22 protein-coding genes are annotated in these 23,470 nt (G+C 74.0%); all 22 read left to right on the forward strand.

All coding sequences use genetic code 11. The features are described from left to right. Positions 1 to 7: 7 nt before the first annotated feature. Positions 8 to 1,258 (forward strand): beta-ketoacyl-[acyl-carrier-protein] synthase family protein, encoded by a 1,251-nt coding sequence (locus ACSMXO_RS15350; protein ID WP_455418253.1) that lies wholly within the window; start codon positions 8 to 10, stop codon positions 1,256 to 1,258. Then, positions 1,255 to 2,397 carry a beta-ketoacyl-[acyl-carrier-protein] synthase family protein gene (locus ACSMXO_RS15355; protein WP_346258655.1) on the forward strand — a complete coding sequence of 381 codons (1,143 nt, stop codon included), beginning with the start codon at positions 1,255 to 1,257 and terminating at the stop codon, positions 2,395 to 2,397. The genes ACSMXO_RS15350 and ACSMXO_RS15355 overlap by 4 nt, the downstream gene beginning before the upstream one ends. Continuing rightward, positions 2,397 to 3,365 carry a beta-ketoacyl synthase N-terminal-like domain-containing protein gene (locus ACSMXO_RS15360; protein WP_346258656.1) on the forward strand — a complete coding sequence of 323 codons (969 nt, stop codon included), beginning with the start codon at positions 2,397 to 2,399 and terminating at the stop codon, positions 3,363 to 3,365. The genes ACSMXO_RS15355 and ACSMXO_RS15360 overlap by 1 nt, the downstream gene beginning before the upstream one ends. Continuing rightward, positions 3,365 to 4,285 (forward strand): alpha/beta fold hydrolase, encoded by a 921-nt coding sequence (locus ACSMXO_RS15365; protein ID WP_455418254.1) that lies wholly within the window; start codon positions 3,365 to 3,367, stop codon positions 4,283 to 4,285. The genes ACSMXO_RS15360 and ACSMXO_RS15365 overlap by 1 nt, the downstream gene beginning before the upstream one ends. Further along, entirely contained in the window at positions 4,282 to 5,271 is a 990-nt protein-coding gene (locus ACSMXO_RS15370) for a thioesterase (protein WP_455418255.1), read from the forward strand. Before ACSMXO_RS15365 ends, ACSMXO_RS15370 begins: the two co-directional genes overlap by 4 nt. Continuing rightward, on the forward strand, positions 5,268 to 6,443 hold the full coding sequence (locus tag ACSMXO_RS15375; RefSeq protein WP_455418256.1) for a beta-ketoacyl-[acyl-carrier-protein] synthase family protein: 1,176 nt from the start codon (positions 5,268 to 5,270) through the stop codon (positions 6,441 to 6,443). Before ACSMXO_RS15370 ends, ACSMXO_RS15375 begins: the two co-directional genes overlap by 4 nt. Continuing rightward, a complete protein-coding gene (locus ACSMXO_RS15380; RefSeq protein WP_455418257.1) occupies positions 6,440 to 7,579 on the forward strand; it encodes a beta-ketoacyl synthase N-terminal-like domain-containing protein in 1,140 nt (379 codons plus the stop codon). The genes ACSMXO_RS15375 and ACSMXO_RS15380 overlap by 4 nt, the downstream gene beginning before the upstream one ends. Next, entirely contained in the window at positions 7,573 to 8,463 is an 891-nt protein-coding gene (locus tag ACSMXO_RS15385) for an SDR family oxidoreductase (protein ID WP_455418258.1), read from the forward strand. The genes ACSMXO_RS15380 and ACSMXO_RS15385 overlap by 7 nt, the downstream gene beginning before the upstream one ends. Positions 8,464 to 8,477: 14 nt before the next feature. Next, the gene (locus ACSMXO_RS15390; protein WP_346258662.1) at positions 8,478 to 9,593 is read left to right on the forward strand and encodes a beta-ketoacyl synthase N-terminal-like domain-containing protein; all 1,116 of its coding nucleotides are present in this window, start codon (positions 8,478 to 8,480) and stop codon (positions 9,591 to 9,593) included. A 3-nt stretch (positions 9,594 to 9,596) separates the two neighbouring features. Beyond that, positions 9,597 to 11,339: an acetyl-CoA carboxylase, carboxyltransferase subunit beta gene (gene accD, locus ACSMXO_RS15395; protein ID WP_455418259.1), complete on the forward strand. Its 1,743-nt coding sequence runs from the start codon at positions 9,597 to 9,599 to the stop codon at positions 11,337 to 11,339. Beyond that, complete coding sequence (locus tag ACSMXO_RS15400; RefSeq protein ID WP_455418260.1) at positions 11,332 to 12,048, forward strand: acetyl-CoA carboxylase biotin carboxyl carrier protein; 717 nt, start codon at positions 11,332 to 11,334, stop codon at positions 12,046 to 12,048. The genes accD and ACSMXO_RS15400 overlap by 8 nt, the downstream gene beginning before the upstream one ends. Positions 12,049 to 12,059: 11 nt before the next feature. Beyond that, complete coding sequence (locus ACSMXO_RS15405; RefSeq protein ID WP_346258664.1) at positions 12,060 to 13,472, forward strand: acetyl-CoA carboxylase biotin carboxylase subunit; 1,413 nt, start codon at positions 12,060 to 12,062, stop codon at positions 13,470 to 13,472. After that, positions 13,465 to 13,728 (forward strand): acyl carrier protein, encoded by a 264-nt coding sequence (locus tag ACSMXO_RS15410; RefSeq protein ID WP_346258665.1) that lies wholly within the window; start codon positions 13,465 to 13,467, stop codon positions 13,726 to 13,728. Before ACSMXO_RS15405 ends, ACSMXO_RS15410 begins: the two co-directional genes overlap by 8 nt. Next, on the forward strand, positions 13,725 to 14,108 hold the full coding sequence (locus ACSMXO_RS15415) for a 3-hydroxyacyl-ACP dehydratase FabZ family protein (protein WP_455418261.1): 384 nt from the start codon (positions 13,725 to 13,727) through the stop codon (positions 14,106 to 14,108). Before ACSMXO_RS15410 ends, ACSMXO_RS15415 begins: the two co-directional genes overlap by 4 nt. Beyond that, positions 14,105 to 14,599, forward strand: a complete 495-nt coding sequence (locus ACSMXO_RS15420) for a 3-hydroxyacyl-ACP dehydratase FabZ family protein (protein WP_455418262.1) — start codon at positions 14,105 to 14,107, stop codon at positions 14,597 to 14,599. The genes ACSMXO_RS15415 and ACSMXO_RS15420 overlap by 4 nt, the downstream gene beginning before the upstream one ends. Positions 14,600 to 14,607: 8 nt before the next feature. Continuing rightward, positions 14,608 to 15,354: a 3-oxoacyl-[acyl-carrier-protein] reductase gene (gene fabG, locus ACSMXO_RS15425; protein ID WP_455418263.1), complete on the forward strand. Its 747-nt coding sequence runs from the start codon at positions 14,608 to 14,610 to the stop codon at positions 15,352 to 15,354. A 32-nt stretch (positions 15,355 to 15,386) separates the two neighbouring features. Further along, positions 15,387 to 16,112: a DsbA family protein gene (locus ACSMXO_RS15430; RefSeq protein WP_455418264.1), complete on the forward strand. Its 726-nt coding sequence runs from the start codon at positions 15,387 to 15,389 to the stop codon at positions 16,110 to 16,112. 101 nt (positions 16,113 to 16,213) lie between these two features. Next, complete coding sequence (locus ACSMXO_RS15435; RefSeq protein ID WP_455418265.1) at positions 16,214 to 18,052, forward strand: fatty acyl-AMP ligase; 1,839 nt, start codon at positions 16,214 to 16,216, stop codon at positions 18,050 to 18,052. Between the two features lie 5 nt (positions 18,053 to 18,057). Next, positions 18,058 to 19,917, forward strand: a complete 1,860-nt coding sequence (locus tag ACSMXO_RS15440; protein ID WP_455418266.1) for an acyl-CoA dehydrogenase family protein — start codon at positions 18,058 to 18,060, stop codon at positions 19,915 to 19,917. Beyond that, positions 19,914 to 21,635, forward strand: a complete 1,722-nt coding sequence (locus ACSMXO_RS15445) for an acyl-CoA dehydrogenase family protein (RefSeq protein WP_455418267.1) — start codon at positions 19,914 to 19,916, stop codon at positions 21,633 to 21,635. The genes ACSMXO_RS15440 and ACSMXO_RS15445 overlap by 4 nt, the downstream gene beginning before the upstream one ends. A 32-nt stretch (positions 21,636 to 21,667) precedes the next feature. Then, entirely contained in the window at positions 21,668 to 21,937 is a 270-nt protein-coding gene (locus tag ACSMXO_RS15450; RefSeq protein ID WP_455418268.1) for an acyl carrier protein, read from the forward strand. Next, positions 21,934 to 23,442, forward strand: coding sequence for a condensation domain-containing protein (locus ACSMXO_RS15455; RefSeq protein ID WP_455418269.1), 1,509 nt, complete (start codon positions 21,934 to 21,936; stop codon positions 23,440 to 23,442). The genes ACSMXO_RS15450 and ACSMXO_RS15455 overlap by 4 nt, the downstream gene beginning before the upstream one ends. Positions 23,443 to 23,470 lie beyond the last annotated feature (28 nt).

Here is a 23,470-nt window from a genome sequence, read left to right on the forward strand (position 1 = left end):
AGGCGCGATGATGAGCGTTCTGCCAGGCGATGCTCGATCGCCCCGCCGGGTGGTCGTCACCGGGCTCGGCGTGGTGACCAGCATCGGGATCGGGGTCGAGGAGTTTCTTGCCGGGCTGCGGGCCGGTCGGAGCGGCGTCAAGCCGATCACCGCGTTCGACACGACCGGGTTCGCACACGCCAACGGGTGCGAGATCACCGACTTCGACCCGGCCCGCTGGCTGCACCACGTCGACCCGGCGCAGCTCGGCCGGGCGAGCCAGCTCTCGGCCGCCGCCGCCGGCATGGCGGTCGCGGACGCGGGCATGTCCGTCGAGGCGCTGCGGTCCCGCCGCGCGCTGGTGTCGGTGGGGACCACGGACGGTGAATCCCACGACCTTGACCAACTGGTCGGGGTGCAGGTCGACCGGGGTGCCGAGCACTTCGACCCGGTCGTGGCGCGTCGGGTCCCCGCCGGCCGCCTCTCGTCGAGCATCGTCGCCGAGCTCGGGCTGACCGACGTCGAGGCGGTGACGATCCCGACCGCCTGCGCGGCCGGCAACTACGCGGTCGGGTACGGCTTCGACGCGATCCGCAGCGGCGACGTGGAGGTGGCCCTCTGCGGCGGCGCCGACGCGCTGTGCCGGAAGACGTTCACCGGCTTCTACCGGCTCGGCACCATCGCCCCGGAGGCATGCCAGCCGTTCGACCGCAACCGCAAGGGCATCCTCACCGGTGAGGGCGCCGGCATCCTGCTGATGGAGAGCCTCGACTCGGCGCGGGCCCGGGGCGCCCGGATCTACGCGGAGGTGCTCGGCTACGGGCTCAACTGCGACGCGTACCACCCGGTCGCGCCGGACCGGAACAGCATCGCCCGCTGCATCGAGTTGGCCCACCGCAACGCCGGGGTGAAGCCGGGCGACATCGACTTCATCTCCGCGCACGGCACCGGGACCAAGGCGAACGACGTGACCGAGGCCGGCGCCATCCGGCAGGTCTTCGGGCAGCGCCCGCCGCGTACGGTCTCGATCAAGGGGATGATCGGGCACACCATGGGGGCGGCGAGCGCCCTCGCCTCGGCGGCCTGCGCCCTGGCCATCACCCACAAATTCATCCCGCCGACCATCAACCACGTCGAGACCGACCCCGAGTGCGGGCTCGACTGTGTACCGAACGTGGCCCAGGACGCCGACCTGCGGGTGGTGCAGAACAACGCGCTCGCCTTCGGCGGCAACAACGCGGTGCTGATCCTCGGCAGGTACGACGAGGTGACGCCATGACCGCGCTGGTGGTGGGGATGGGTGCGGTGGCCAGCATCGGCGGCAACACCGTCGAGTTCTTCGACTCGCTCTGCGCCGGCTACAGCGGGCTGGCCGAACTGCGCGGCTTCGACCGCAGCCGGTACCGGGCACAGCACGCGTACGAGATCGACGACCGGCCGGGGCCGGGCTGCGACGAGACCCTGCGGGCCAGCCGGTGGCTGGAGCAGGCGGTCGCCGCCGCGCTGGCCGACGCCGGCCTCGACGACGACCTCGGCGACACGCCGGTGCTGATCGGCACCACGCTGCGCGAACTGCGGTCGGTCGAGCTGAGCTGGCGGGACGGCGTCCCGTTCGACGTGCGCGACCTGCACTTCGGCAGCGCGCTGCGGAAGCGCTTCGGCGCCACCAACACGCACACGGTGGCGAACGCCTGCTCGGCCTCGCTCTACGCCCTCGGGCTCGGCATGGACCTGCTGGCGATCGGCGCCGCCGACACCGTGGTGGTGGCCGGGGTCGACACCATCACCGAGAGCACCTACGGGCTGCTGGACCGCTGTTACCCGGAGGCGCCCGCACAGGTGCGGCCGTTCGACCGGGACCGCCGGGGCATGCTCCAGGGCGAGGGTGCGGTGGCTGTGGTGCTGCGCCGGGAGGCGGACGGCCCCGGCGCCGGGCACCGGCACGCGCGGGTCCGGGGCGTGGCGATGAACTGCGACGCCTACCACCCGTCGGCGCCGGACGCCAAGAACATCGCGCTGGTCACCCGGGAGGCGCACCGCCGGGCCGGGGTGGAACCGGCCGAGGTCGACCTGCTGATGCTGCACGGCACCGGGACGGCGCTGAACGACGAGGCCGAGGCGCAGGCCGTCCGGGAGGTCTTCTCCGGGGTGGCGCCCTCGCCGTACATGACCGCGATCAAGTCGATGACCGGGCACACCGCCGGCGCCTCCGGGCTGCACAGCCTGGTGGTGGCGGTCGAGGCGCTGCGCTCCGGGGTGGTGCCGCCGATCCTCGGCCTGGACAACCCGATCGACGAGGTCGACGGCTTCCGACTGGTACGCGAGCACGCCGAGCTGGCCACCCTGCGGGTCGCCCAGGTGGACTCGTTCGGCTTCGGCGGGCTGAACGCCGTCGCGATCGTGGAGAAGGTGTCCTGATGGCTCCGGTCGACGTGGTGGTCAGCGGGGTGGGCGTGGCGGTCTCCGGGATCGCCGGCCCCGACGACCTGCTCCGGCGTACCCCGGCCGGTGCCGACGGGGACGACCCGACCCGCCGCCTGGTCGGCAAGGGGCTGCGCTACAAGGACCGGGCCACCCGGCTCGCGCTCTGCGCCGGCCGGGACGCGCTGGCCGACGCCGGGCTGCTCGGCGACCCGGGCCTGACCGTCCCCGGCGAGACCGTCGGCGTGGTGGTCAGCTCCAACTACGGCAACGTCGACACGGTCTGCGACACGGTGTCGACCATCGCCGCGGAGACCTACGTCGGGCTGAGCCCGATGGCCCTGCCAGCCACCGCCAGCAACGTGATCGCGTCCTGGCTGGCGATCTGGTTCCGGCTGCGCGGCGCCAACCTGACCATGTGCAACGGCCCGACCTCCGGGCTGGACGCGGTCAACTGGGGCCGGCTGCTGGTGCTGGCCGGCCGGGTGGACCGGGTGCTGGTGGTCGGGGTCGAGCCGGCGAACGCGCCGGTGCGGCACCTGGTCAGTGGTGGTCGCAGCAACGGCGAGGACGACCTGCGGCTCTTCGACGGTGCCGCCGCGCTGGTGCTGGAGTCGGCGGAGTCGGTGCGTGACCGGGGCGTCGAGGCGCTCGCCGAACTCGGCCCGTACGCCCGCAAGGCGGACCAGCCGGCGGCGGTGGCGGCGATCCGGCGTACCGACCCGCGACCGGTGGACATGTGGTTCGGCGCCGGGGCGGGTGGACCGGCCGGGGTGACCGAGCGGACCAGCCACGACCTGACCGCGTACCACGGGCACTGCTCCGGGGCGCTCGGCGTGCTCCAGTGCGTCGCCGGCACCGCGTGGCTGAACGGGCACGACCGGGGTGCCGTACTGGCCACCGCCGACGGCGAGGGCTCGGATGCGGCGGCGGCGCTGCTGCTGACCGCCGGTGGAGGCCGGTGATGAGCATCTCCGCGCCGCCGAGGATGGACCGTGCCGGGTCGCCCGGGACGGGCGTGCCGGTCCGGTGCCGCCGGCCCGGTGCCGGTGTGCGGCCGGTACGCACCCTGCTGCTGCATGGCCTGGGCAGCAGCCGGGGCGTCTGGGACCGCTTCGAGTCGCGGGCGCCGGAGTGGCTGGAGCTGTGGGACGCCGAGCTGCCCTGGGCGAGCGTCGGCGACACCGGCTGGAGCCATCGGGCTGACGCCACCGGCTGGGCGGCACGGGCGCTGGCCGGGGTCCCCGGCGGCGCCGACCTGGTGGTCGCGCACTCGTTCGCCGCGAACACCCTGCTGGAACTGCTCGGCCGGGTCGGCGCGGCGACGGAGCCGGAGAGCGTCCGGCCGGCGATGGCGATGGCTCCGGCGGCCACGGCCGCGGTGCCGCTGCCCCGGGCGGTGGTGCTGGTCTCGCCGTTCTACCGGCCGGCCGCCGACGACTTCGACTGGGCGGCGATCGACTTCTATCTCAACCACTTCCACCGGATTCTGGAAGAGGGGATCCGGGTCAGTGCCCCGGCCGGGCTGCCCGCCGAGGTACGTGCCGCGATGGGCGAGCGGGTCCGGGAGCGGATCGGCCCGTACGGCTGGATGCGCTTCTTCGACGCGTACCTGCGTACCCCCTTCCTGCCCGTCGCCGACCTGGCGCTGCCGCTGCTGGTGATCGCCGGCGACGGCGACTTCGCCGCCCGGCCCGGTGACGGGCGGGCGCTGGCCGACGCCGCACCCGCCGGCCGGTACGCGCTGCTCACCGGCTGCGGCCACTTCGCGATGGCCGAGCACCCCGACCGGTTCGCCGCCCTGGTGGCGGACTTCGCCCACCCGCTGTCGGCCCCGACGCAATCTGCGGAACCGATCCTCGACACACATCTGGAGCGCACGTGAACTCGACGACCCTGGCACCCCGCCCCGTCTCCGAACCAGCCGCGGACGGCGTGACCCGTGTGGAGCTGCGGCCCCGGTACGAGGGGTCCAACATCTGCACCTGGATCGGCTTCAAGCACGTCAACTACCTGGTGGAGGAGGCCGTCCTCGACCACCTGCGGCAGCGCGGCTTCGCCCCCGGCGGGCTCTACGAGCGGCACGGCCTCTGCGTCGACGTCGTCGACATCGACAGCCGGATCACCCACGCCTTCCACATCGACGACGTGGCGACGGCCGAGGTCCGGCCGCTGCCCGGGGAGGCGCTCGCCTTCGCGGTGGAGATCTCGGTCAACGGCACCCCGCCGATCAAGGCGGTCAGCGCCAAGGTCCGGGTGGAGTTGCGGCTCGACCCGCACGGGCACCCGGCGGAGCCGGCGCCGGCCGAGCTGGCCCCGTACACGGTGGCGCGGCTGGGGCAGGCGCCGGTCAAGGTGAGCCAGCCGGCCGCCGCCGGTCCGGCGCCCGAGGGCGACCTGCTGGCCGCGCTCACCGCCGGCCGCAACGCGTACGCCTGGAAGTGGCGGATCCCGTACTTCTACTGCCACTTCACCGAGCGGATGCAGATGTCCGGCTACCTGCGGCAGATGGAGGAGGTCGTCGACCTCTTCCTGGCCGACCGGAACGTCTCGATCAAGCGGCTGCTGGACGAGCAGGACTGGATCCCGGTGGTGCCGCACTCCCGGATCACGCTGCTGGACGAGGCGCGGATGGAGGAGGACCTCTACACCGTCTTCACCGTCGAGAACGTCTTCAAGCGGCTCACCTACACCTCGCGGATGGACTGCTACGTGCTCCGCGACGGCATCCTGGTGCCGACCGCGACCGGCAAGATCACCCACGGGTACGCGGTGATCGAGAACCGCCGCGACTGGAGCCTGGTGGACTTCGACGACCGTCTCGCCAGCGCGCTGGAAGGCACGCCGGCTGCTCCGAGTACGCGTCGATGACCGGCGTCGCCATCACCGGCCTCGGTGTCGTCACGTGCCACGGCAGTGGTACGCGCGCCCTCTGGGACGCGATGATGGCGGCACCGGTTACCGACCCGGGTCCCGTGCCGGACCCGTACGCGAACATGGACGTGCCGGTGGTGCAGGGCGTCCCCGACGCCGACCTCCCGGCGCAGTCGGAGGCGCTCGCCCGGACCTCCCGGCTGGCGCTCCGCGCGGTCGACGAGGCCATCGCCGACGCCGGCCTGCCGCTGGGCGGACCGGCGACGGCGGGGCCCCGGATCGGGCTGGCCCTGGGCACCTGCATGGGTGACGCGAGCCTGCACGAGCAGTGGCGGGCGGACGGCGGCAAGCCGGCCGCCCGGTTCACCACGGCGCTCGGCGTCGCCTCGGAGGTCGCCGACCGGCTCGGGCCGCTGAGCGTCGCCACCACGATCAGCAACGCCTGCGCGGCCGGCGGCTTCGCCCTCGGTGCCGCGGCCGACCTGGTCCGCTCCGGCGAGGCGGACGTGGTGCTGGCGGTCGGTGCGGACGCGTACAGCCGGGTGATGCTGGCCTGCTTCAACCGGATGGGCGCGGTGGACCCGGTCCGGTGCCGCCCGTTCGACCTGCACCGCGGGGGTACGTCGTTCGGCGAGGCCGCCGGCGCCCTGGTGGTCGAGTCGGAGGAGCACGCCCGGGCCCGGGGCGCGACCGTGCACGCCGTGGTGGAGGGCTCCGGCTGGACCTGCGACGCCTACCACCTGACCGCGCCGGAGCCGGAGGGCACCCAGATCATCCGGGCGATGCGGGCCGCGCTGGCGGAGACCGGTGCCGACTGGGACCGGATCGGCTGCGTCCTGCCGCACGGCACCGGCACCCAGCTCAACGACGTGGTGGAGAGCCGGGCGCTCAACGAGGTGCTCGGCGCCGATGTGCCGCTCTACAGCCTCAAGGCGCTGATCGGGCACACCGGCGGGGCGGCGGCCGCGGTCGCCGCGGTGGCGGCGGCGCTGATCCTGCGGCACCGGACCGTGCCGCCGAACGTGCCGATCGCCGAGCAGGACCCGGAGTGCCGGGTCTGGCTGCCGCAGGGCATGGTCACCCCGCTCGGATCCGACCGGATCATGGTCAACGGGTACGCCTTCGGCGGCAACAACGTGTCGCTGGTGCTCGCGGGGGCCGGCGGATGAGCCGGGACGGGATCGGGGTCGTCGGCCGGCCACCCGGGACGGGCGCACCGCCGGGGCAGCTCGACAGCGCGCCGGGCGGGACTCCGCCGGCCGGCGCCGGGCCGGGCCGGAGCGCCGCGCTCGACCGTGCGCCGGGTCCGGTGCCGTCGGTCGGGCGGGTGGCGGGCCGGATGCCGCCCGCCGGTCAGGTCGTGGTCACCGGGATCGGCGTCTGCGCGCCGCCGGTGGAGCGGCCGGCGGCCGACGGGGCCTGGTTCGACGTCCGCACCCAGCTCGGCCGGCGCGGTTACAAGTACCTGCCGGCGGCCTGCCAGTACCTGCTGGTGGCCGGGCGGCACGCCCTCGACGACGCCGGCGACTGCCTCGACGGTGCCGCCGAGCAGGACCGGGGCGTGGTGGTCGGCACCAACAACGGGGTGGCGGCGTTGCACGACGAGCAGGACCGCACCGTGATCGCCGAGCACGCCAGCGAGCTGAGCCCGGTCACCGCGCCGTACGGCGCGGTCAACGTGCTGACCAGCCGGCTGTCGATGGAGCACGGGTTCACGGGGATCAGCCTGACGCTGATCTCGCCGCTGGTCGCCGGCCTGGAGTCGGTGCAGGTCGGGGCGCGGGCCTTCGCGGCCGGCCGCGCCACCCTGCTGCTCGCCGGCGCGATGGAGCAGGTGGTGCCGGCGCCCGAGGCGGCGGCACCGGAGGAGGGCGCGGTGGTGCTGGTGCTGGAGCCGCCGGAGCAGGCGGAGGCGCGCGGCGCCACCGGCTACGGCCGGTGCGCGGTCCGCACCCTGCTGCTGCCGCCGCACGGGCTCGGCGCCGGGGCGGCCCGGGAGCGGGCCGTGGCCGTGGTCCGGGAGGCGGCGCTGAGCCTCGGTGCCGACCAGGTACCGGTCTACGCGCTGCTGGACGACTCGGCGGTCAGCGAGCTGGTGGCCGGGGCGGTGCCGGCCGCCGTCGGCCCGGTGCGGGACACCGGCCCGCCCACTGCGGGCAGCCTCACCCCGATGCTCCGGCTGGCCGACCGGCTGCGTGCCGCCGACGGGGACAGCCTGCTGGTCACGGCGGCCGGCACCGGGAACGTGGCGATGGTCCGGATCTGGCGGACGGCTGGATCGACGAGAAGGAGCGCGGGATGCTGATTCCCCTGGAAGGCACGTGGAGTCTGCTGCTGGGCGCGTCCAGCGGCATGGGGCGGGCGACCGCGCTGGCACTGGCCCGGGAGGGCGGCAACGTCATCGGGGTGCACCTGGACATGGGCGACCGGGCCCAGGCGGCCAAGGCGCTCGAAGCGGAGCTGCGCGGGTACGGCGTACAGGCGCACTTCTTCAACGTCAACGCGTCCAGCCGGTCCGCCCGGGCGCAACTCCTGCCCACCATCGCCGAGCTGACCGGCCCGCGCGGGCTGCACGTCGTACTGCACTCGCTGGCGTTCGGCTCGCTGCTGCCGTACCTGCCGCGCGCCGGCTGGGACAAGACGCTGGGCCAGCGGCAGCTGGAGATGACCGTCGACGTGATGGCGCACAGCCTCGTCTACTGGGTGCAGGAGCTGATGGCGGCGAAACTGCTGCACCGGGGGGCCAAGGTGTACGCGATGACCAGTTCCGGCGCCACCTCGGTGATGCCGAGCTACGGGGCGGTGTCGGCCGCCAAGTGCGCGCTGGAGTCGCACGTCCGGCAGCTCGCCTGCGAACTCGCCCGGTACGGCGTCGCCGTGAACGCGCTCTGCGCCGGAGTCACCGTCACCCCGGCGCTGGAGCGGATCCCGGAGCACACCCAGTTCGTCGCCCAGGCCGCCGCCACCAACCCGCACGGCCGGCTCACCCGGCCGGAGGACGTGGCCGAGGCGATCCTGCTGCTGTCCCGCACCGACTCGTCCTGGATCACCGGCAACACGATCGGGGTCGACGGGGCCGAGAACATCGCCGGGATTCCGGCCTGGAGTCCCCGGCACGCCGAGGCGGTCGAGCCGAACGGAACGGCCGAGCCGAACGGGACGCCGGTCGCGGCGCCGGCCGCGGTCTGAGGGGAGAAGGACAGATGACCGTCACCACCATCGCCGCGGACGAGCTGGTGCTCTCCGGCTGGTCGGCCGCGTCGGCGTTCGGGCTCGGTGCCGACCGGTTCACCGCCGGCCTGCGGGCCGGGACCGGTGCGGTGACCGCGCTGGACCGGGACGTCTGGCCCGGACCGTACGACCGGGCCGGGCTGATCCCCGGCTTTGACGTCGCCGAGGTGCTCGGCAAGAAGGGCACCCGGTCGATGGACCGGGCCACCGGGATCGCCGTGGCCACCGTCGGGATGCTGCTCGACCGGTACGGCCGGGAGCGGCTCGGCGAGCCCGAGCGGCTCGGCCTGGTGCTGGGTACCAACTCCGGCAGCGTGCAGAGCATCATGGACTTCACCCGGGAATCGCTGACCGGGGCGAAGCCGTTCCACGTCGACCCGGCGCGCTTCCCGAACACGGTGATGAACCGCGCCGCCGGGCAGAGCGCGATCTGGTACGGGCTGAAGGGCCCGAACACCACCATCGCGGGCGGCTCGCTGACCGGCCTGCTGGCGCTGAACTACGCCGTACGGCTGCACCGGTGTGGGCACAGCGAGCCGGTGCTGTGCGGCGCGGTCGAGGAGTACTCGGTGCAGCGCGGCTGGCTGGAGTGGCACGCCCGGTCCCGGGACGGCGCCGCCCCGGCCGACGGCGCGACGCCGCTCGGCGAGGGGTGCGCGATCTTCCTGCTCGAGTCGTACTCCAGTGCGGTCCGGCAGCAGCGCCAGCCACTGGCGGCGGTCCGGGGCTCCCGGTTCCTCGCCTTCGCCGACCCGTCGGCGGTCCGCACGGTGCTGGCCCGTGCGGTCGCGGAGGCGCTCGCCGGAGCCGGCCTGAGCCCCGCCGACGTGACCGTGCTGGCGGCCTCGGACAGCGGCGACGAGTTCGGCGTGCAGGAGGAGGCCGCCCTGGCCGACGTGCTGGGTGCGACCCGGCCGACCCGGGTGCACTGCCGGGCCCTGCTCGGCGACACCTCGGCGGCGTCGTCGGCGTTCCAGCTCGCCGGTGCGCTCGCCGAGCTTTCCGACCGCCCCGACGGCATCGCGCTGGTGACCGGGGTGGACCGGGACGGCCAGGTCGGCGCCACCCTGCTCGGCGCGGTGGGCTGAGCCGTGGGTGCCTCCACACTGGACCTGATCAACGGGCTGCCGGACGGCGTGTGGCGGCCGTGCCCGCGCTGCGCGGCGCTGCTGCACCGGGACCGGCTGGCCCGGGCAATGCACACCTGCCCGGAGTGCGGCCACCACCTGCCGCTGCGCGCCGAGGACCGGATCGCGCTGCTGGTCGACCCGGACAGCTTCGTGGAGCACGACGCCGACCTCGCCGCCGCCGACCCGCTGGAGTTCACCGACCGGATGCCGTACCCGCAGCGGCTGGCCCGGGCCCGGGCCAGGACCGGCCGGGCCGACGGCGCGGTACTCGGCCTGGCGACCATCGGCGGCCACCGGGTCGCGCTGGTCGTGCTCGACTTCGCCTTTCTCGGCGGCAGCATGGGCTCGGTGGTCGGCGAGAAGGTCGCCCGGGCCGCCGAGACCGCGCTGGACCACGGGGTGCCGCTGGTCGCGGTGAGCGCCTCCGGGGGCGCCCGGATGCAGGAGGGCGTCCTCTCCCTGTTGCAGATGGCCAAGACCGCCGCCGCGATCCGGCTGCTCCGGGACGCCGGGGTGCCGTACGTCAGCGTGCTCACCGACCCGGTGTACGGCGGGGTGGCCGCCTCCTTCGCCAGCCTCGGTGACGTGATCATCGCCGAGGAGGGGACCCGGGCCGGTTTCGCCGGGCCCCGGGTGATCGAGCAGACGATCCGGCAGCCGCTGCCGGCGGGCTTCCAGACCGCCCGCTTCCTACACGAGCACGGCCACGTCGACCTGGTGGTACGCCGTCAGGAGCTGCGCGGCGTGCTGGCCCGGCTGGTCGGCTTCGGCGCGGCGGCCGGCAGCTCCGCCGGGAGCCCGGTCGCGGTCGCCGGACGCCGGCCGTCCCGTGCCCCCGGGCACGACGACCGGCCCGAGCGGTCGGTGGACGCCTGGACGGCGGTGGGCCGGGCCCGGGCCGCCGACCGGCCGACGGTGCGGCAGCACATCGACCGGATCTTCGGCGACTTCGTCGAGCTGCACGGCGACCGCTGGGAACGGGACGACTCGGCGATCGTCGGCGGGCTGGCCCGGCTGGGCGGTACCCCGGTGGTGGTGGTCGGGCACGCCAAGGGCCGGGACACCAAGGAGAACGTGGCGAACAACTTCGGCATGCCACACCCGGCGGGCTACCGCAAGGTGATGCGGCTGTTCGAGCTGGCGCAGCGCTGGGGCGTACCGGTGGTGACCCTGGTGGACACCCCGGGGGCGTACCCGGGACTGGCGGCCGAGGAGGGCAACCAGAGCGGCGCGATCGCCGAGACCCTGGCCCTGGCGGCCGGACTGCGTACCCCGGTGGTCGCGGTGATCACCGGCGAGGGCGGCAGCGGCGGCGCGCTGGCGCTGGCGGTCGCGGACCGGCTGCTGATCCAGGAGAACGGCGTCTTCTCGGTGATCAGCCCGGAGGGCTGCGCCGCGATCCTGTTCGGCGACGCCGGGCAGGCCCCGGTGGCCGCCCGCGCGCTGCGGCTGCGCGCCGAGGACCTCGGCCGGCTCGGTGTGGTCGACGAGATCCTGCCGGAGCCGCCCGGTGACCCGGAACGGGCCGCCGGACTCGTCGCCGAGGCGGTGGGCCGGCTGCTGCGCCAGCTCGCCGGGGTCCCGGTCGAGGAACTGCTGGCCGCCCGCTACCGCCGGCTGCGCGGATACGGCGTGCTGGCCCCGGTCGGCGCCGCCACCGGCAGTCCGGTGACGGAAACCTGGAAGGAAGGCGCGCATGTCTGAGCAGGTCCGCGAACCGGCCGCCGTCCGGGCCGCGAACGGCACCGGGCCGGCGACCGCGAACGGCACCGGGCCGGCGACCGCGAACGGCAGCGGAGTGCCCTCCGCCGAACCGGCGCTGCCGGCCGATGCCGCGATGGCCGATGCCGCGCTGGCCGACACTGCGCTGGCCGACACCGCGCCGGCCGATGCCGCGCTGGCCGACACCGCGCTGCGCAGCGCGGTACGGGCCGCCGCCGAGGTGGCGGAGCTGGTCCGCGACCCGGCGATCCGGCGGGTCCGGGTGACCGTGGCCGACGTCCGGATCGAGGTCGAGGGGGCCGAGGGAGGCCGGGAGGCGGTCGTCACCGCCACCGGCGAGGCGGCGTCGGCGCCCGGTGCGGCGCTGACCGGCGTGCCCGGCCCGGCCGTGGCGACGGTACCGGGTGCGGCCGCGACCGCCGTCGACGCGGCGGTCGCCCCGCCGGCCGGCACCGTGCCGGTGACCGCGCCGCTGATGGGGGTCTTCTACCGCCGCCCCGGCCCGGACCAGCCGCCCTTTGCCGAGGTCGGCCAGCGGGTCGAGGCCGGCGACCAGGTCGCGATCGTGGAGGCGATGAAGATGATGAACCCGGTCCTCACCGACCGGGGCGGGATCGTCCGGGCCGTGCACGTCACCGACGGCGAGGTCGTCGAGTACGAGCAGCCGCTGCTCAGCATCGAGCCGGGCTGAGGCGGGCGGACATGGTCAACCGGGTACTCATCTGCAACCGGGGCGAGATCGCCGTCCGGATCATCCGCGCCTGCCGCGATCTCGGACTGGAAAGCGTGCAGGTCTATTCCTCCGCCGACCGGGACAGCCTGGCGGTGCAGCTCGCTGACCAGGCCGTACACATCGGACCGGGCCCGGTCGCCCGCAGCTACACCAACATCCCGGCCATCCTCTACGCCGCCGCCAAGTCCGGCGCCGACGCGGTGCATCCGGGCTGCGGCTTCGTCTCCGAGGACCCGGTCTTCGCCGCCTCCTGTCGGGGAGTCGGGCTCACCTTCGTCGGCCCGGCCGCCGAGCACATCGCGTTGATGGGCGACAAGGTGGCGGCCCGGGCGGCGATGCGGGCCGCCGGAGTACCGGTACTGCCGGGCTCGGACGGCACCGTCGACTCCCTCGGCGACGCGGTGACGGTGGCCGGCGAGATCGGCTTCCCACTGATCATCAAGGCGGTGGCCGGTGGCGGTGGCCGGGGCATCGCGGTGGTGCACCAGGCCGAGGACCTGCCGCTGGCGTACGAGACGACCCGGGCGGCCGCGCGGAGCCTCTTCGCCGACGACCGGGTCTACCTGGAGCGCTACCTGCCGGCTGCCCGGCACATCGAGGTGCAGGTGCTGGCCGACGGGTACGGCACCGTGCTGCACCTGGGCGAGCGGGACTGCTCGGTCCAGCGCCGGCACCAGAAGCTGGTCGAGGAGTCCCCGTCTCCGGCGCTCGACCCGCGGCTGCGCGAGCGGCTCTGCGCGGCGGCGGTGGCCGGCGCCCGGGACATCGGCTACGTCAGCGCCGGCACCTTCGAGTTCCTGGTCGCGCCGGACGGTGCGGCGTACTTCATGGAGATGAACACCCGGCTCCAGGTCGAGCACCCGATCACCGAGGTACGTACCGGGATCGACATCGTCGGCTGGATGATCCGGATCGCCGCCGGGGAGAAGCTGGACCTGACCCAGTCGGACGTCCGGTTCGAGGGGCACTCGATCGAGGCGCGGATCAACGCCGAGGACGTCGATCGGGACTGGGCCGGTTCGACCGGCCGGCTGCACGGGCTGCGGATGCCGGCCGGGCCCGGCGTACGGGTGGACAGCCACCTCTACGACGGCTACGTCGTACCACCGTTCTACGACTCGCTGCTGGCCAAGGTCGTCACGCACGGCGCCACCCGGGAGGAGGCGCTGCGCCGGCTGGACCGGGCGCTGGCCGAGTACCGGTCGGCGGGGGTGACCACCAACGTCGACTTCCACCGCCGGCTGCTGCGCCATCCCGGCTTCCGCTCCGGCGACTACCAGCTCGGCGTCGTCGAGTCCGTGCTCGCCGAGCCAACCCCGGGCGACGACGCCCGCGGGGAGGACCACGAGATCCACACCGAAAGGACGGAAAGTCATGTCTGACCAGCTCACCACGGGGCTCGACAAGGAAGACCTCCGGCAGCTCATCGCCGACACCATCGACGTCGACCTCTCCGACGTCACCGACGACGCGCACTTCGTCAACGACCTGGAGGTGGACTCCCTGATGGCCCTGGAGATCACCGTCCGGCTGGAGAAGCGGTACGGCATCAAGATGGAGGAGAGCGAGCTGATCGCGGTCAGCACGCTGGACAGCACCTACCAGCTCCTCGACACCAAGCTGCGGGGCGGGTCGTGACGCCGCGCTGCGCACCCCTGGCCGACCAGGTCGAGCTGGTCGAGGCCGACGAGACCTCGGCGGTGGCGACCGCGAAGGTGGATCCCGGTGACCCGGTCTTCGCCGGGCACTTCCCGGGCTTTCCGGTGCTGCCCGGCGTGTACCTGGTCGAACTGGTCGGCCAGACCGTCCGGGCGGCGCTGGGCGAGCGTTACCGCCCCGAACTTGCCGCGATGGACCGGTGCCGCTTCCTCAGCCCGGTCGCCCCGGGCGACGAACTGCGGATCGAGGCGGCGCTGTCCTGGTCCGGGCCGGAACTGCGCTGCACAGCCAAGATCAATACAGGTCGCGGTCCGGCCGCCGAACTGCGCCTGCGCTACCGACCGGAGGAGATCCGATGATCGGGGTTGCCGGGATCAGGAAAGTGATACCCCAGCGGTATCCGATCCTGCTGCTCGACCGGGTGGTCGAGCTGGTGCCGGGTGAGCGGCTCGCCGCGCTCAAGGCGGTGAGCTGTAGCGAGGCCTGCTACGAACGGCTCGACGAGACGTCCGCGGACCGCGACTACGCGTACCCGGCGACGCTGATCGTCGAGTCGTGGGCCCAGGCGGCGGTGCTGCTGGCGAGCTGGGATACCCCCAACCCGGACGTGCTGGCCGGGATGGTGGTGCTGGCCGGGTCGATCAGCAACGTCACCTTCGGCAACCCGGTCTACCCCGGTGACGTCCTCGAACACCGGGTCCGGCTGGTCAAGGTCGTCGGCGAGACGAGGATCCTCGAGGGCGAGACCGTGGTCGGCGGCGAGACGGTGATGCGGCTCGGCCAGTTCGTCCAGACCCTGCGCCCGCTGGACGCGTTGCGCCCGGCGAGCCCGACCCCGGTCACGGTGTGAGGAGTGACATGACCGAGAAGGAGCGACGGGTCGCGCTGGTCAGCGGCGGATCCAGGGGCATCGGCCGGGCGGTGGTGAGCCGGCTGGCCGCCGACGGCTTCGACGTGGCCTTCTGCTTCCAGTCCAACGCGGAGGCGGCGGAACTGGCGGCCAAGGCCGCCCGCGAGGCGGGGGCCCGGGTGCTGGCCCGGCAGGTCGACGTGGTGGACCTGGCGCAGGTACGCGACTTCGTCACCGCCACCGAGGACGAGCTGGGCCCGATCGACGCGGTGGTGACCGTCGCCGGGGTGACCCGGGACCGGCCGCTGGTGCTGATGGGCGACGACGAGTGGCACAGCGTGCTGCGGACCAACCTGGACGGCACCTACACGGTGTGCCGGTCCGCGGTCTTCGCGATGATGAAGCGGCGGCGCGGCTCGGTGGTGACGCTCTCCTCGGTGGCCGGGGTGGCCGGCAACGCCGGGCAGACCAACTACTCGGCGTCCAAGGCCGGGATCATCGGCTTCACCAAGGCGCTGGCCAAGGAGATGGGCCGGTACGGCATCCGGGCCAACGTCGTCGCCCCCGGCTTCATCGAGACCGACATGACCGCAGGGCTCTCCCCGGCGGTCACCAAGGAGATGCTGGGCCGGATCCCGCTGGGCCGGTTCGGCCGGGCGGAGGAGACCGCCGACCTGGTCGGCTTCCTCGTCTCGGACCGGGCCTCCTACGTCACCGGCCAGGTCTTCCAAGTCGACGGCGGCATCGCGCTGTAGCGCGCCGCCCCGAAGCACCCGAGGAGTTTCCCATGGCGGTGCGCCGCACCCCACGGTTCTACTTCAGCCTGCGCAGCCCGTACTCCTGGCTCGCCTACCGGGACCTGCACCAGCGGTATCCGGAGCTGGTGCCCGAGCTGGACTGGGTACCGTTCTGGGAGCCGGACGAGCGCAGTTCGCGGCTGCTGGCCGAGGCCGGCGGCGAGTTCGTCTACACCGCGATGTCCCGGGCCAAGCACCTCTACGTGCTCGCCGACGTCCGGCGGCTCACCGCCGAGCGCGGGCTGACGTTGCGCTGGCCGGTCGACCGGGAGCCGGTCTGGGAGATCCCGCACCTGGGCTACCTGGTGGCGGCGCGGCATGGCGCCGGGCCGGCGTACCTGGAGCGGGCGTACCGGGCCAGGTGGGTCCAGGGGCGGGACATCTGCGACCGGTCCACGGTCGCCGAGATCGCCGCCGACCTCGGGCTCGACCCGGCCGAGGTCTCCGGGGCGGCGGACGATCCCGAGGTACGCCAGCAGGGCGTCGGGGCGCTGCTCGACATCTACCGCGACGGCGTCTTCGGGGTGCCGTTCTTCGTGCACGGCCTCGACCGGTTCTGGGGGGTGGACCGGCTGGCCGCGTTCGCCGCCTCGGTGGCCGCGAAGCGCCGTCCCGCCGAGCCGACGCAGGTGCCGGGAGACGGGTCGGCACCGGAGCCGGCGCTGGTGGGTGCGCCGGGCCGGACCGACGAGGGGCATGCCGGCGGCTGCGGCTGAGCCCGCCGATATAGCCCGAATATGGACGTCGATCGTACGGTCTGCCACGGAAACGCCGATGGCGCGGTGGATGCCGTACCGGAGAAGCCGGGGAAGCAAACGTGTCCGAGTGGGGAAGCATCGTCGAGGCGGTCCGGCACAACGTGGCCGGATCGCCGGAACGGCAGGCGGTGGTGTTCTGCCGTGGTGCGGGGGAGCGGTTCGTCGAGTCGTCCCTGACGTACGCCGAACTCGACCGGGTGGCCCGGTCGACGGCGGCCTGGCTGGGCCGGCGCTGCCGGCCGGGTGACCGGGCGCTGCTGCTCTATCCGACCGGGTTGGAGTTCGTGGCTGGCTTCCTGGGCTGCCTGTACGCGGGCGTGATCCCGGTGCCGGTGCCGCTGCCGGCGAACTACCGGCACCACGCCGACCGGACCAGCGCGATCGCCCGGAACGCGGACGTGGCGGTGGTGCTGACCGATCCGGGTAACCTGCGGGCGGTCGACGACTGGATGCTCCAGGAGGGACTGGACCACCTGGCCTTCGCGGCGACCGACCTGGACGCCCCGGGCGTGCTCACCGGCGCGGCCGACTCGGCCGGGGCGGAGCCGACCGCCGGTGCCGGGCCGGTGGCGGACGGGTGGCTGCCGTATCCGGCCCGCCCGGACGACATCGCGTTCCTCCAGTACACCTCGGGGTCGACCAGCGACCCGAAGGGCGTGATGGTCACCCACGGCAACGTGCTGCACAACATCGGCTCGGTGCACCGCACCCTCGGCTGGACCGACCAGACCCGGTTCTGTAGCTGGCTGCCGCTCTATCACGACATGGGCCTGATCGCGATGCTGATCGCGCCGCTGCTGCTCGGCAGCACCGCCGTGCTGATCCGGCCCAACGACTTCCTCAAGCGGCCGCACCTGTGGCTGGAGGCGATCGACCGGTACGGCGCCGAGGTGGCCTGCGCGCCGAACTTCGCGTACGACCTCTGCGCCCGGCTGCTCACCGATGAGCAGATCGCCGGGCTGGACCTGTCCCGCTGGCGGTACGCCTGCAACGGCGCCGAGCCGATCGACCCGGCCACCCTGGAGCGGTTCGCCGCCCGGTTCGCCCCGGCCGGGTTCCGCTACGAGTCGTTCCTGCCGACGTACGGGCTGGCCGAGGCGACGCTCTGCGTCACCGGGGCCCGCCCGGCCGGCGCCCCGGTCACCGCGTACGTCGACCCTGCCGAGCTGGCCCGGGACGTCTTCGCCCCGCTGCCCGCCGGTACGCCGGCCGGGCTGGCCCTGGTCGGCAGCGGCCGGGTCAACGCGCTGGACGTACGGATCATCGACCCGACCACCTCCACGGTGCTGCCGGACGGCCGGGTCGGCGAGGTGTGGATCCGGGGCGGCAGCGTGACCCGGGGCTACTGGGCGGACCCGGAGGCGACCCGGCGGGCCTTCGGCGCGGTGACCGCGGACGGCGACGGCGGCTTCCTGCGTACCGGTGACCTCGGCACCCTCGACGACGGCGAGCTGTACGTCACCGGCCGGATCAAGGAAATGATGATCGTGCACGGCCGCAACCTCTACCCGCACGACGTGGAGCGCGAGGTCCGGGAGGTGGCCGAGGCGTTCGCCGGGCTGCCCTGCGCCGTCTTCTCGGTGCCGGCGCCCCGGGAGGAGATCGTGGTGGTCCAGGAGCTGCGCACCCGGAGCCGGGACGCCGCCGAGATCGCCGGGCTGGCCGGTGCGGTCAAGTCGACGCTGAGCCGGATCCTCGGCCTCCGGGTGGCGAACGTCGTCTTCGTCCGGGTCGGCCAGGTCCGGCGTACCACCAGCGGAAAGATCCAGCGCACCATGATGCGGGAACTCTTCGTCTCCGGCGTGCTGGACACCACGTACGAGGATCTCGATCCGGAGATCCGGGACCGCTACCGGGCGGCGCGCACCGCGCTGCCGGTGCCGGCCGGGCGGGGGTGACCGGGATGCGCTATCCCGCCTTCGCCCTCGCCGAACACCTCGACCACGGCCTCGGCGACCCGCACGACCCGGCCCGGGTGGCCTCGTTCGCCCGCTGCGTCGCGCTGGACGCCGGGGAGGAGTTCCCGGCGGAGATCTGCGCCGAGCTGGACCGGCTCGGGCTGCCCCGCTGGTACGTGCCGGCCGAGTTCGGCGGCGAGCTGCGCAGCTACGAGGAGCTGCTGCACGCGGTACGCATCCTGGCCCGCCGGGACCTGACCGTCGCGATCGGACACGGCAAGACCTACCTCGGCGCGGTCTCCGCCTGGGTGGGCGCCACCCCGGAACAGGCCCGCCGGGTCGGTGCCGAGGTGCTCGCCGGCAGCGTCATCTCGCTGGCGCTGACCGAGCGGGAGCACGGCAGCGACCTGCTCGCCGGTGAGGTCTCGGCGGTGCCGACCGGCGCCGGCTACCGGGTCGACGGCGAGAAGTGGCTGATCAACAACGCCAGCCGGGCGGACCTGGTCTGCGTACTGGCCCGGACCGAGCCGGCCGGCGGCACCCGGGGGTTCAGCCTGTTGCTGGTCGACAAGCGGCGGCTCGCCCCCGGTACGTTCCGCTGCCTGCCCAAGGAGCGCACCCACGGGGTACGCGGCGCGGACATCAGCGGGATCGCCTTCGCCGGCGCCGAGGTGCCGGCCGAGGCGCTGGTCGGTGCGGCCGGCGCCGGCCCGGAGATCGTGCTGAAGAGTGTCCAGCTCACCCGCACCATGTGCGCGGCGATGTCGCTCGGCCTGGCCGACCAGGCGCTGCGGCTGGTCCTCGACTTCGCCACCGGGCACCGGCTCTACGACCGGCCGCTGGTCGACCTGCCGCACGCGAACCGTACCCTCACCGAGGCGTACGTCGACCTGCTGATCGGCGAGGCCACCAGCGTGCTGACCGCGCGCGGCATCCACGCCACCCCCGGCGAGCTGAGCGTCACCTCGGCGGTCGCCAAATACCTGGTGCCGACGATGATGGACCGGACCATCCCGCGACTCGGCCAGGTGCTCGGGGCCCGTGCCCTGCTCACCTCCGACCACGCCGACGGGCTGTTCCAGAAGATCGAACGCGACCACCGGATCGTCGGCATCTTCGACGGCAACACCCTGGTCAACCTGAACACCCTGGTGAACCAGTTCCCCGGCCTGGTCCGGGGCTACCGGCGCGGCGTGGTCGACCCGGGGCTGGCCGACACGGTCGAGCTGATCCGCCCGCTGCCCGACTTCGACCGGAGCCGGCTCGCGCTGCTGTCCCGGACCGGGTGCAGCGTGGTGCAGCAGCTACCGGCCGCCGTCGCCGAGGTGCTGGAGCTGGTCGACGCCGGCATCGCCCCGCCGGCCCTGGCCGCCCAGGCCGAGACGCTGGCCGGGCTGGTCGACGGGCTGCACGAGCGGATGGCCGCGTACCGGCCGCAACCCCGGCAGGTGCCGGCCGAGGCGTTCACCATGGCCGGCGAGTACGCGCTCGCCTTCGCCGCCGCCGCCTGCCTGCACCTGTGGCTGCGCAACCGGCACTGGCTGGTCGACGGCCCGACCGCCCCGCTCTGGGCGGACGCCCGCTGGCTGCGCGCCTGCCTGCACCGGCTGATCGGGCAGCTCCGCCCGGCCACCGCGACCGGACCCGAACCCGACGACGGCGAGGACTACGACCGGCTGCTGCCGGACCTGCGCGCCCAGCACCACGAGGGCCGGCTCTTCTCCCTGCTCCCGGCCCGGCTCGCCGAGGCGGGCCCGCAGACGCCCGAGGCGCCGCCCCGGCTCGCCGAGGCGGCCGGGCCGCCGTCCGAGTCTCCGGCGCGTCCCGCCGGGGCGGCCGCACAGCTTTCCGAGGTGGCCCGATGACCGTCGACACCGCCGCCGTGCCCGGCACGGCCCCGGCCCCCGCCGCCGAGCCGGACCTGGAGACGTACCTCGGAAACCCGCACGACCCGGCGAACCCGGTCGGCTATCCGGCGCTGCTCGCCGCCGACGAGCGCGGCGAACTGCTCGCCGACGGCGAGCGGGCGCTCGACGGGTACGGGCTGAACGCCGAGTTCGTGCCCCGGGCCCTGGGCGGCCGGTTCGACCGGGCCGACCGGCTGGCCCAGGTGCTGCGCGCGGTGTTCCGCCGGGACACCACCCTCGGCGTCGGCTACGGGGTCACCACCTTCATCGCCGCCACCCCGGTCTGGACCAGCGGCACCGCCGAGCAGCGGCGCTGGATGGCCGACCTGCTGCTGCGGCACGGCAAGGCGTCGGCCGGCTACAACGAGCTGGCGCACGGCACCGACTTCGGCCGGGCCGAGCTGCGGGCAGACCGCGCTGGCGACCACTTCGTGGTGACCGGTCGCAAGGAGATGGTCGGCAACCTGAGCCGGGCGGACGCGGTGACGCTCTTCGCCCGCACCGACGACCGGCCGGGCAGTCGCAGCCACTCGCACCTGCTGCTGGACATGGCCGCGCTGCCGGCGGCGCACCGCCGGCACCTGCGCCGCTACCGCACCGCCGGTGTCCGCGGAGTGCTGCTCGGCGGGCTGGAGTTCCTCGACTGCCCGGTACCGGCCGACGCGGTCGTCGGGGAGCTCGGCGGCGCGATGGAGACGGTGCTGCGGGCGTTCCAGGTGACCCGGGGCGTGCTGCCCGGGATGGCCGTCGGGATCGTCGACACCCAACTGCGTACGGTGCTGCGGTTCGCCCTCGACCGCCGGCTGTACGGGCTGCCGGTGGCCGAGCTGCCGCACGCCCGGACCACCCTGGTCGACGGCTTCCTGGACCTGCTGATCAGCGACTGCCTGGCCACCGTGGTCGCCCGGGCCCTGCACGTGCTGCCGGACCAGACCAGTGTGTACAGCGCCGCCGTGAAATACCTGGTGCCGAAGATGTTGCAGGATGCGGCGCACCGGCTCTCGGTGGTGCTGGGCGCCCGGTCGTACTTGCGGGACGGCCCGTACGGGATCTTCCAGAAGAACCTGCGGGACCTGCTCGCCGCGACGCTCACCCACGCCAGCGCGGCGGTCTGCCAGGCGACGATCATCCCGCAGCTACCCCGGCTGGCCCAGCAGGGCTGGCGCTCGTCGCCGGCTGCGCCACCGGCACTGTTCCGGCTCGCCGACCCGCTGCCCCCGCTGGACTTCGCCGGTATCGGGCTCTCCGCCCGGGGCGTGGACAGCCTGACCGCCACGCTGCGGGAGTACGGCGCCGGACCGGGTGCCGAGCCGGCGGTCGCCCGGCTCTGCGGGGTCTTCACCGCCGAACTCGACCGGCTCGCCGAGGTCTGCGCCGACCTGCCGCCCCGGGACCGTACGGTGATCGCCGGCCGGCGCAGCTTCGACCTGACCGACCGGTACGCCACCGTGCTGGCCGCCGCCGCCTGCCTCGGGGTGTGGCGGCACCACCAGGACGCCCCGTTCCTGCGGGACACCCCGTGGCTGCTCGCCGCGCTGTCCCGGCTGGCCGGACGGCTGGGCATCGACCCGGGCGCGGCACCGGACGGGCTGGAGCGACACCTCTTCATCGAGCTGCTGGAGCGTCACCAGGACAACCGCAGCTTCGATCTCGTCAACCGGCGTCTGGCCGGCTGACCATCTCCGTCCGTACGCCTAAGGAGTGCACCATGTCCGGAACCATCCAAGACACGTCCGTCGAGGCCATCCGCACCTGGCTGGTCGGCCGGATCGCCTTCTACCTGCAACGGCCGGCCGAGGAGATCGACGCCGACGCGCCGCTGGTCGAGATCGGCCTCGACTCGGTGTACGCGATGACCCTGAGCGGGGACGTGGAGGAGCGGTTCGACCTCGAGGTGGAGCCCACGATGGCCTGGGACCACCCGAGCGTGAACGCCCTCGCCAACCACCTGCACGGCCTGCTGGGCACGCGGGGATGACCGTGCAGGGCATCCGCCCGGGCGGGTCGCCGGCCGGGTCGGGCCAGCCGCCGGCCGGGCCGGACGGAACGCTGTCCGGCCCCGGCCATCCACTCTCGGTCGGGCAGGAGGCGCTCTGGTTCCTCTACCAGCTCGCGCCGGAGAGCCCGGCGTACAACATCACGCTCGCCGTCCGGGTCCGGACCGCGCTGGACGTCGCGGCGCTGGGCCGGGCGGTCCACGCGCTGGTGGCCCGGCATCCCATGCTCGGCGCGGCCTTCGCCGAGGTCGACGGGGTACCCCGGCAGTTCGTCCCGCCGCCCGGTGCCGCGGCGGCGGGCGGCTCCCGGTGGCTGGAGATCCGGGACGTTCCCGGCCGCACCGACGAGGCGCTGCTGGGGCTGGCCCGGTCGGTCGGCGAGGTGCCGTTCCGGCTCGGCGCCGGAGACGTCTTCCGGGTGGTGCTGCTGCGCCGCGCGCCCGACGACGCCGCCCTGGTGCTGGTCACCCACCACATCATCAGCGACGCCACCTCGCAGTGGCTGCTGCTGCGCGACCTGCTGGCCGGCTACCGGGGGATCGCGGCCGGCGGCGCCCCGGACTGGGCGCCGTTGACCGCCAGCTTCCTGGACTACGTCGAGGCGGAGCGGGTATTACTCGACTCGCCCCGGCGGGACCGGCTGGAACGGTACTGGCGGAACCGCTGCACCGGGGTGTCGGCCGGGGCGATCCCGGTCGACCGGCCCCGGCCGGAGCGGCAGACCTTCGACGGGGCGACCCACCACCTGAGGCTCCCCGACGAACTGGCGGCCCGGGTCCGGGCGGCGGCCTCGGCGGCCGGGGTGACCCCGTTCGCGTTCCTGCTCGGGGTCTTCCAGGCCACCCTGTTCCGGTACGGCGGCCAGGACGACTTCGCGGTCGGCTGCCCGGTGGCGACCCGGCACGGCCGGGGGCTGCGGGACGTGGTCGGCTATCTGGTCAACACCCTGGTGTTGCGTTCGTCGTTCGCCTCCGGGGCCACCTTCGCCGATGCGGTGGCGGCGGCACACCGGGAACTCCTCTCCGGGCTGGGCCACGTCGGGTACCCGTTCCCGCTGCTGGACCGGATGCTCGGTGGGGCCCGGGGCACCAGCCGGTCGCCGCTGTTCCGGATCGCCTTCACGATGGTGGCGGCGGACCGGCTCGACCCCCCGCTGCCGCTGGTGCCGGAGGGCGCCGTGGTGGGCCCGGAGATCTCCTACGCCGGGCTGCGGTTGGCCGCGTTCGACGTACCGCAGCTTGAGGGGCAGTTCGACCTCAACGTGGAGCTGCGCCAGGCGGAGGATTCATTCACCGGTGCCTTCCGGTACAACACGGATTTGTTCGACGGTGCGACCATAGAGCGGCTTACCGGGCACTACCGCCGGCTGCTGGAGGCGGCCACCGCCGACCCGACGCGCCGGATCGACCGGGTCTCCCTTGTCGACAGCGCACAACTGGAACAACTGCTCGCGTTGGGTACCGGCGGAGTCTCGCCCGGGCGGTAACCGAGTGAACCGCCCGAAACCCGGGACA

The sequence above is a fragment of the Plantactinospora sp. DSM 117369 genome, from assembly GCF_053764795.1.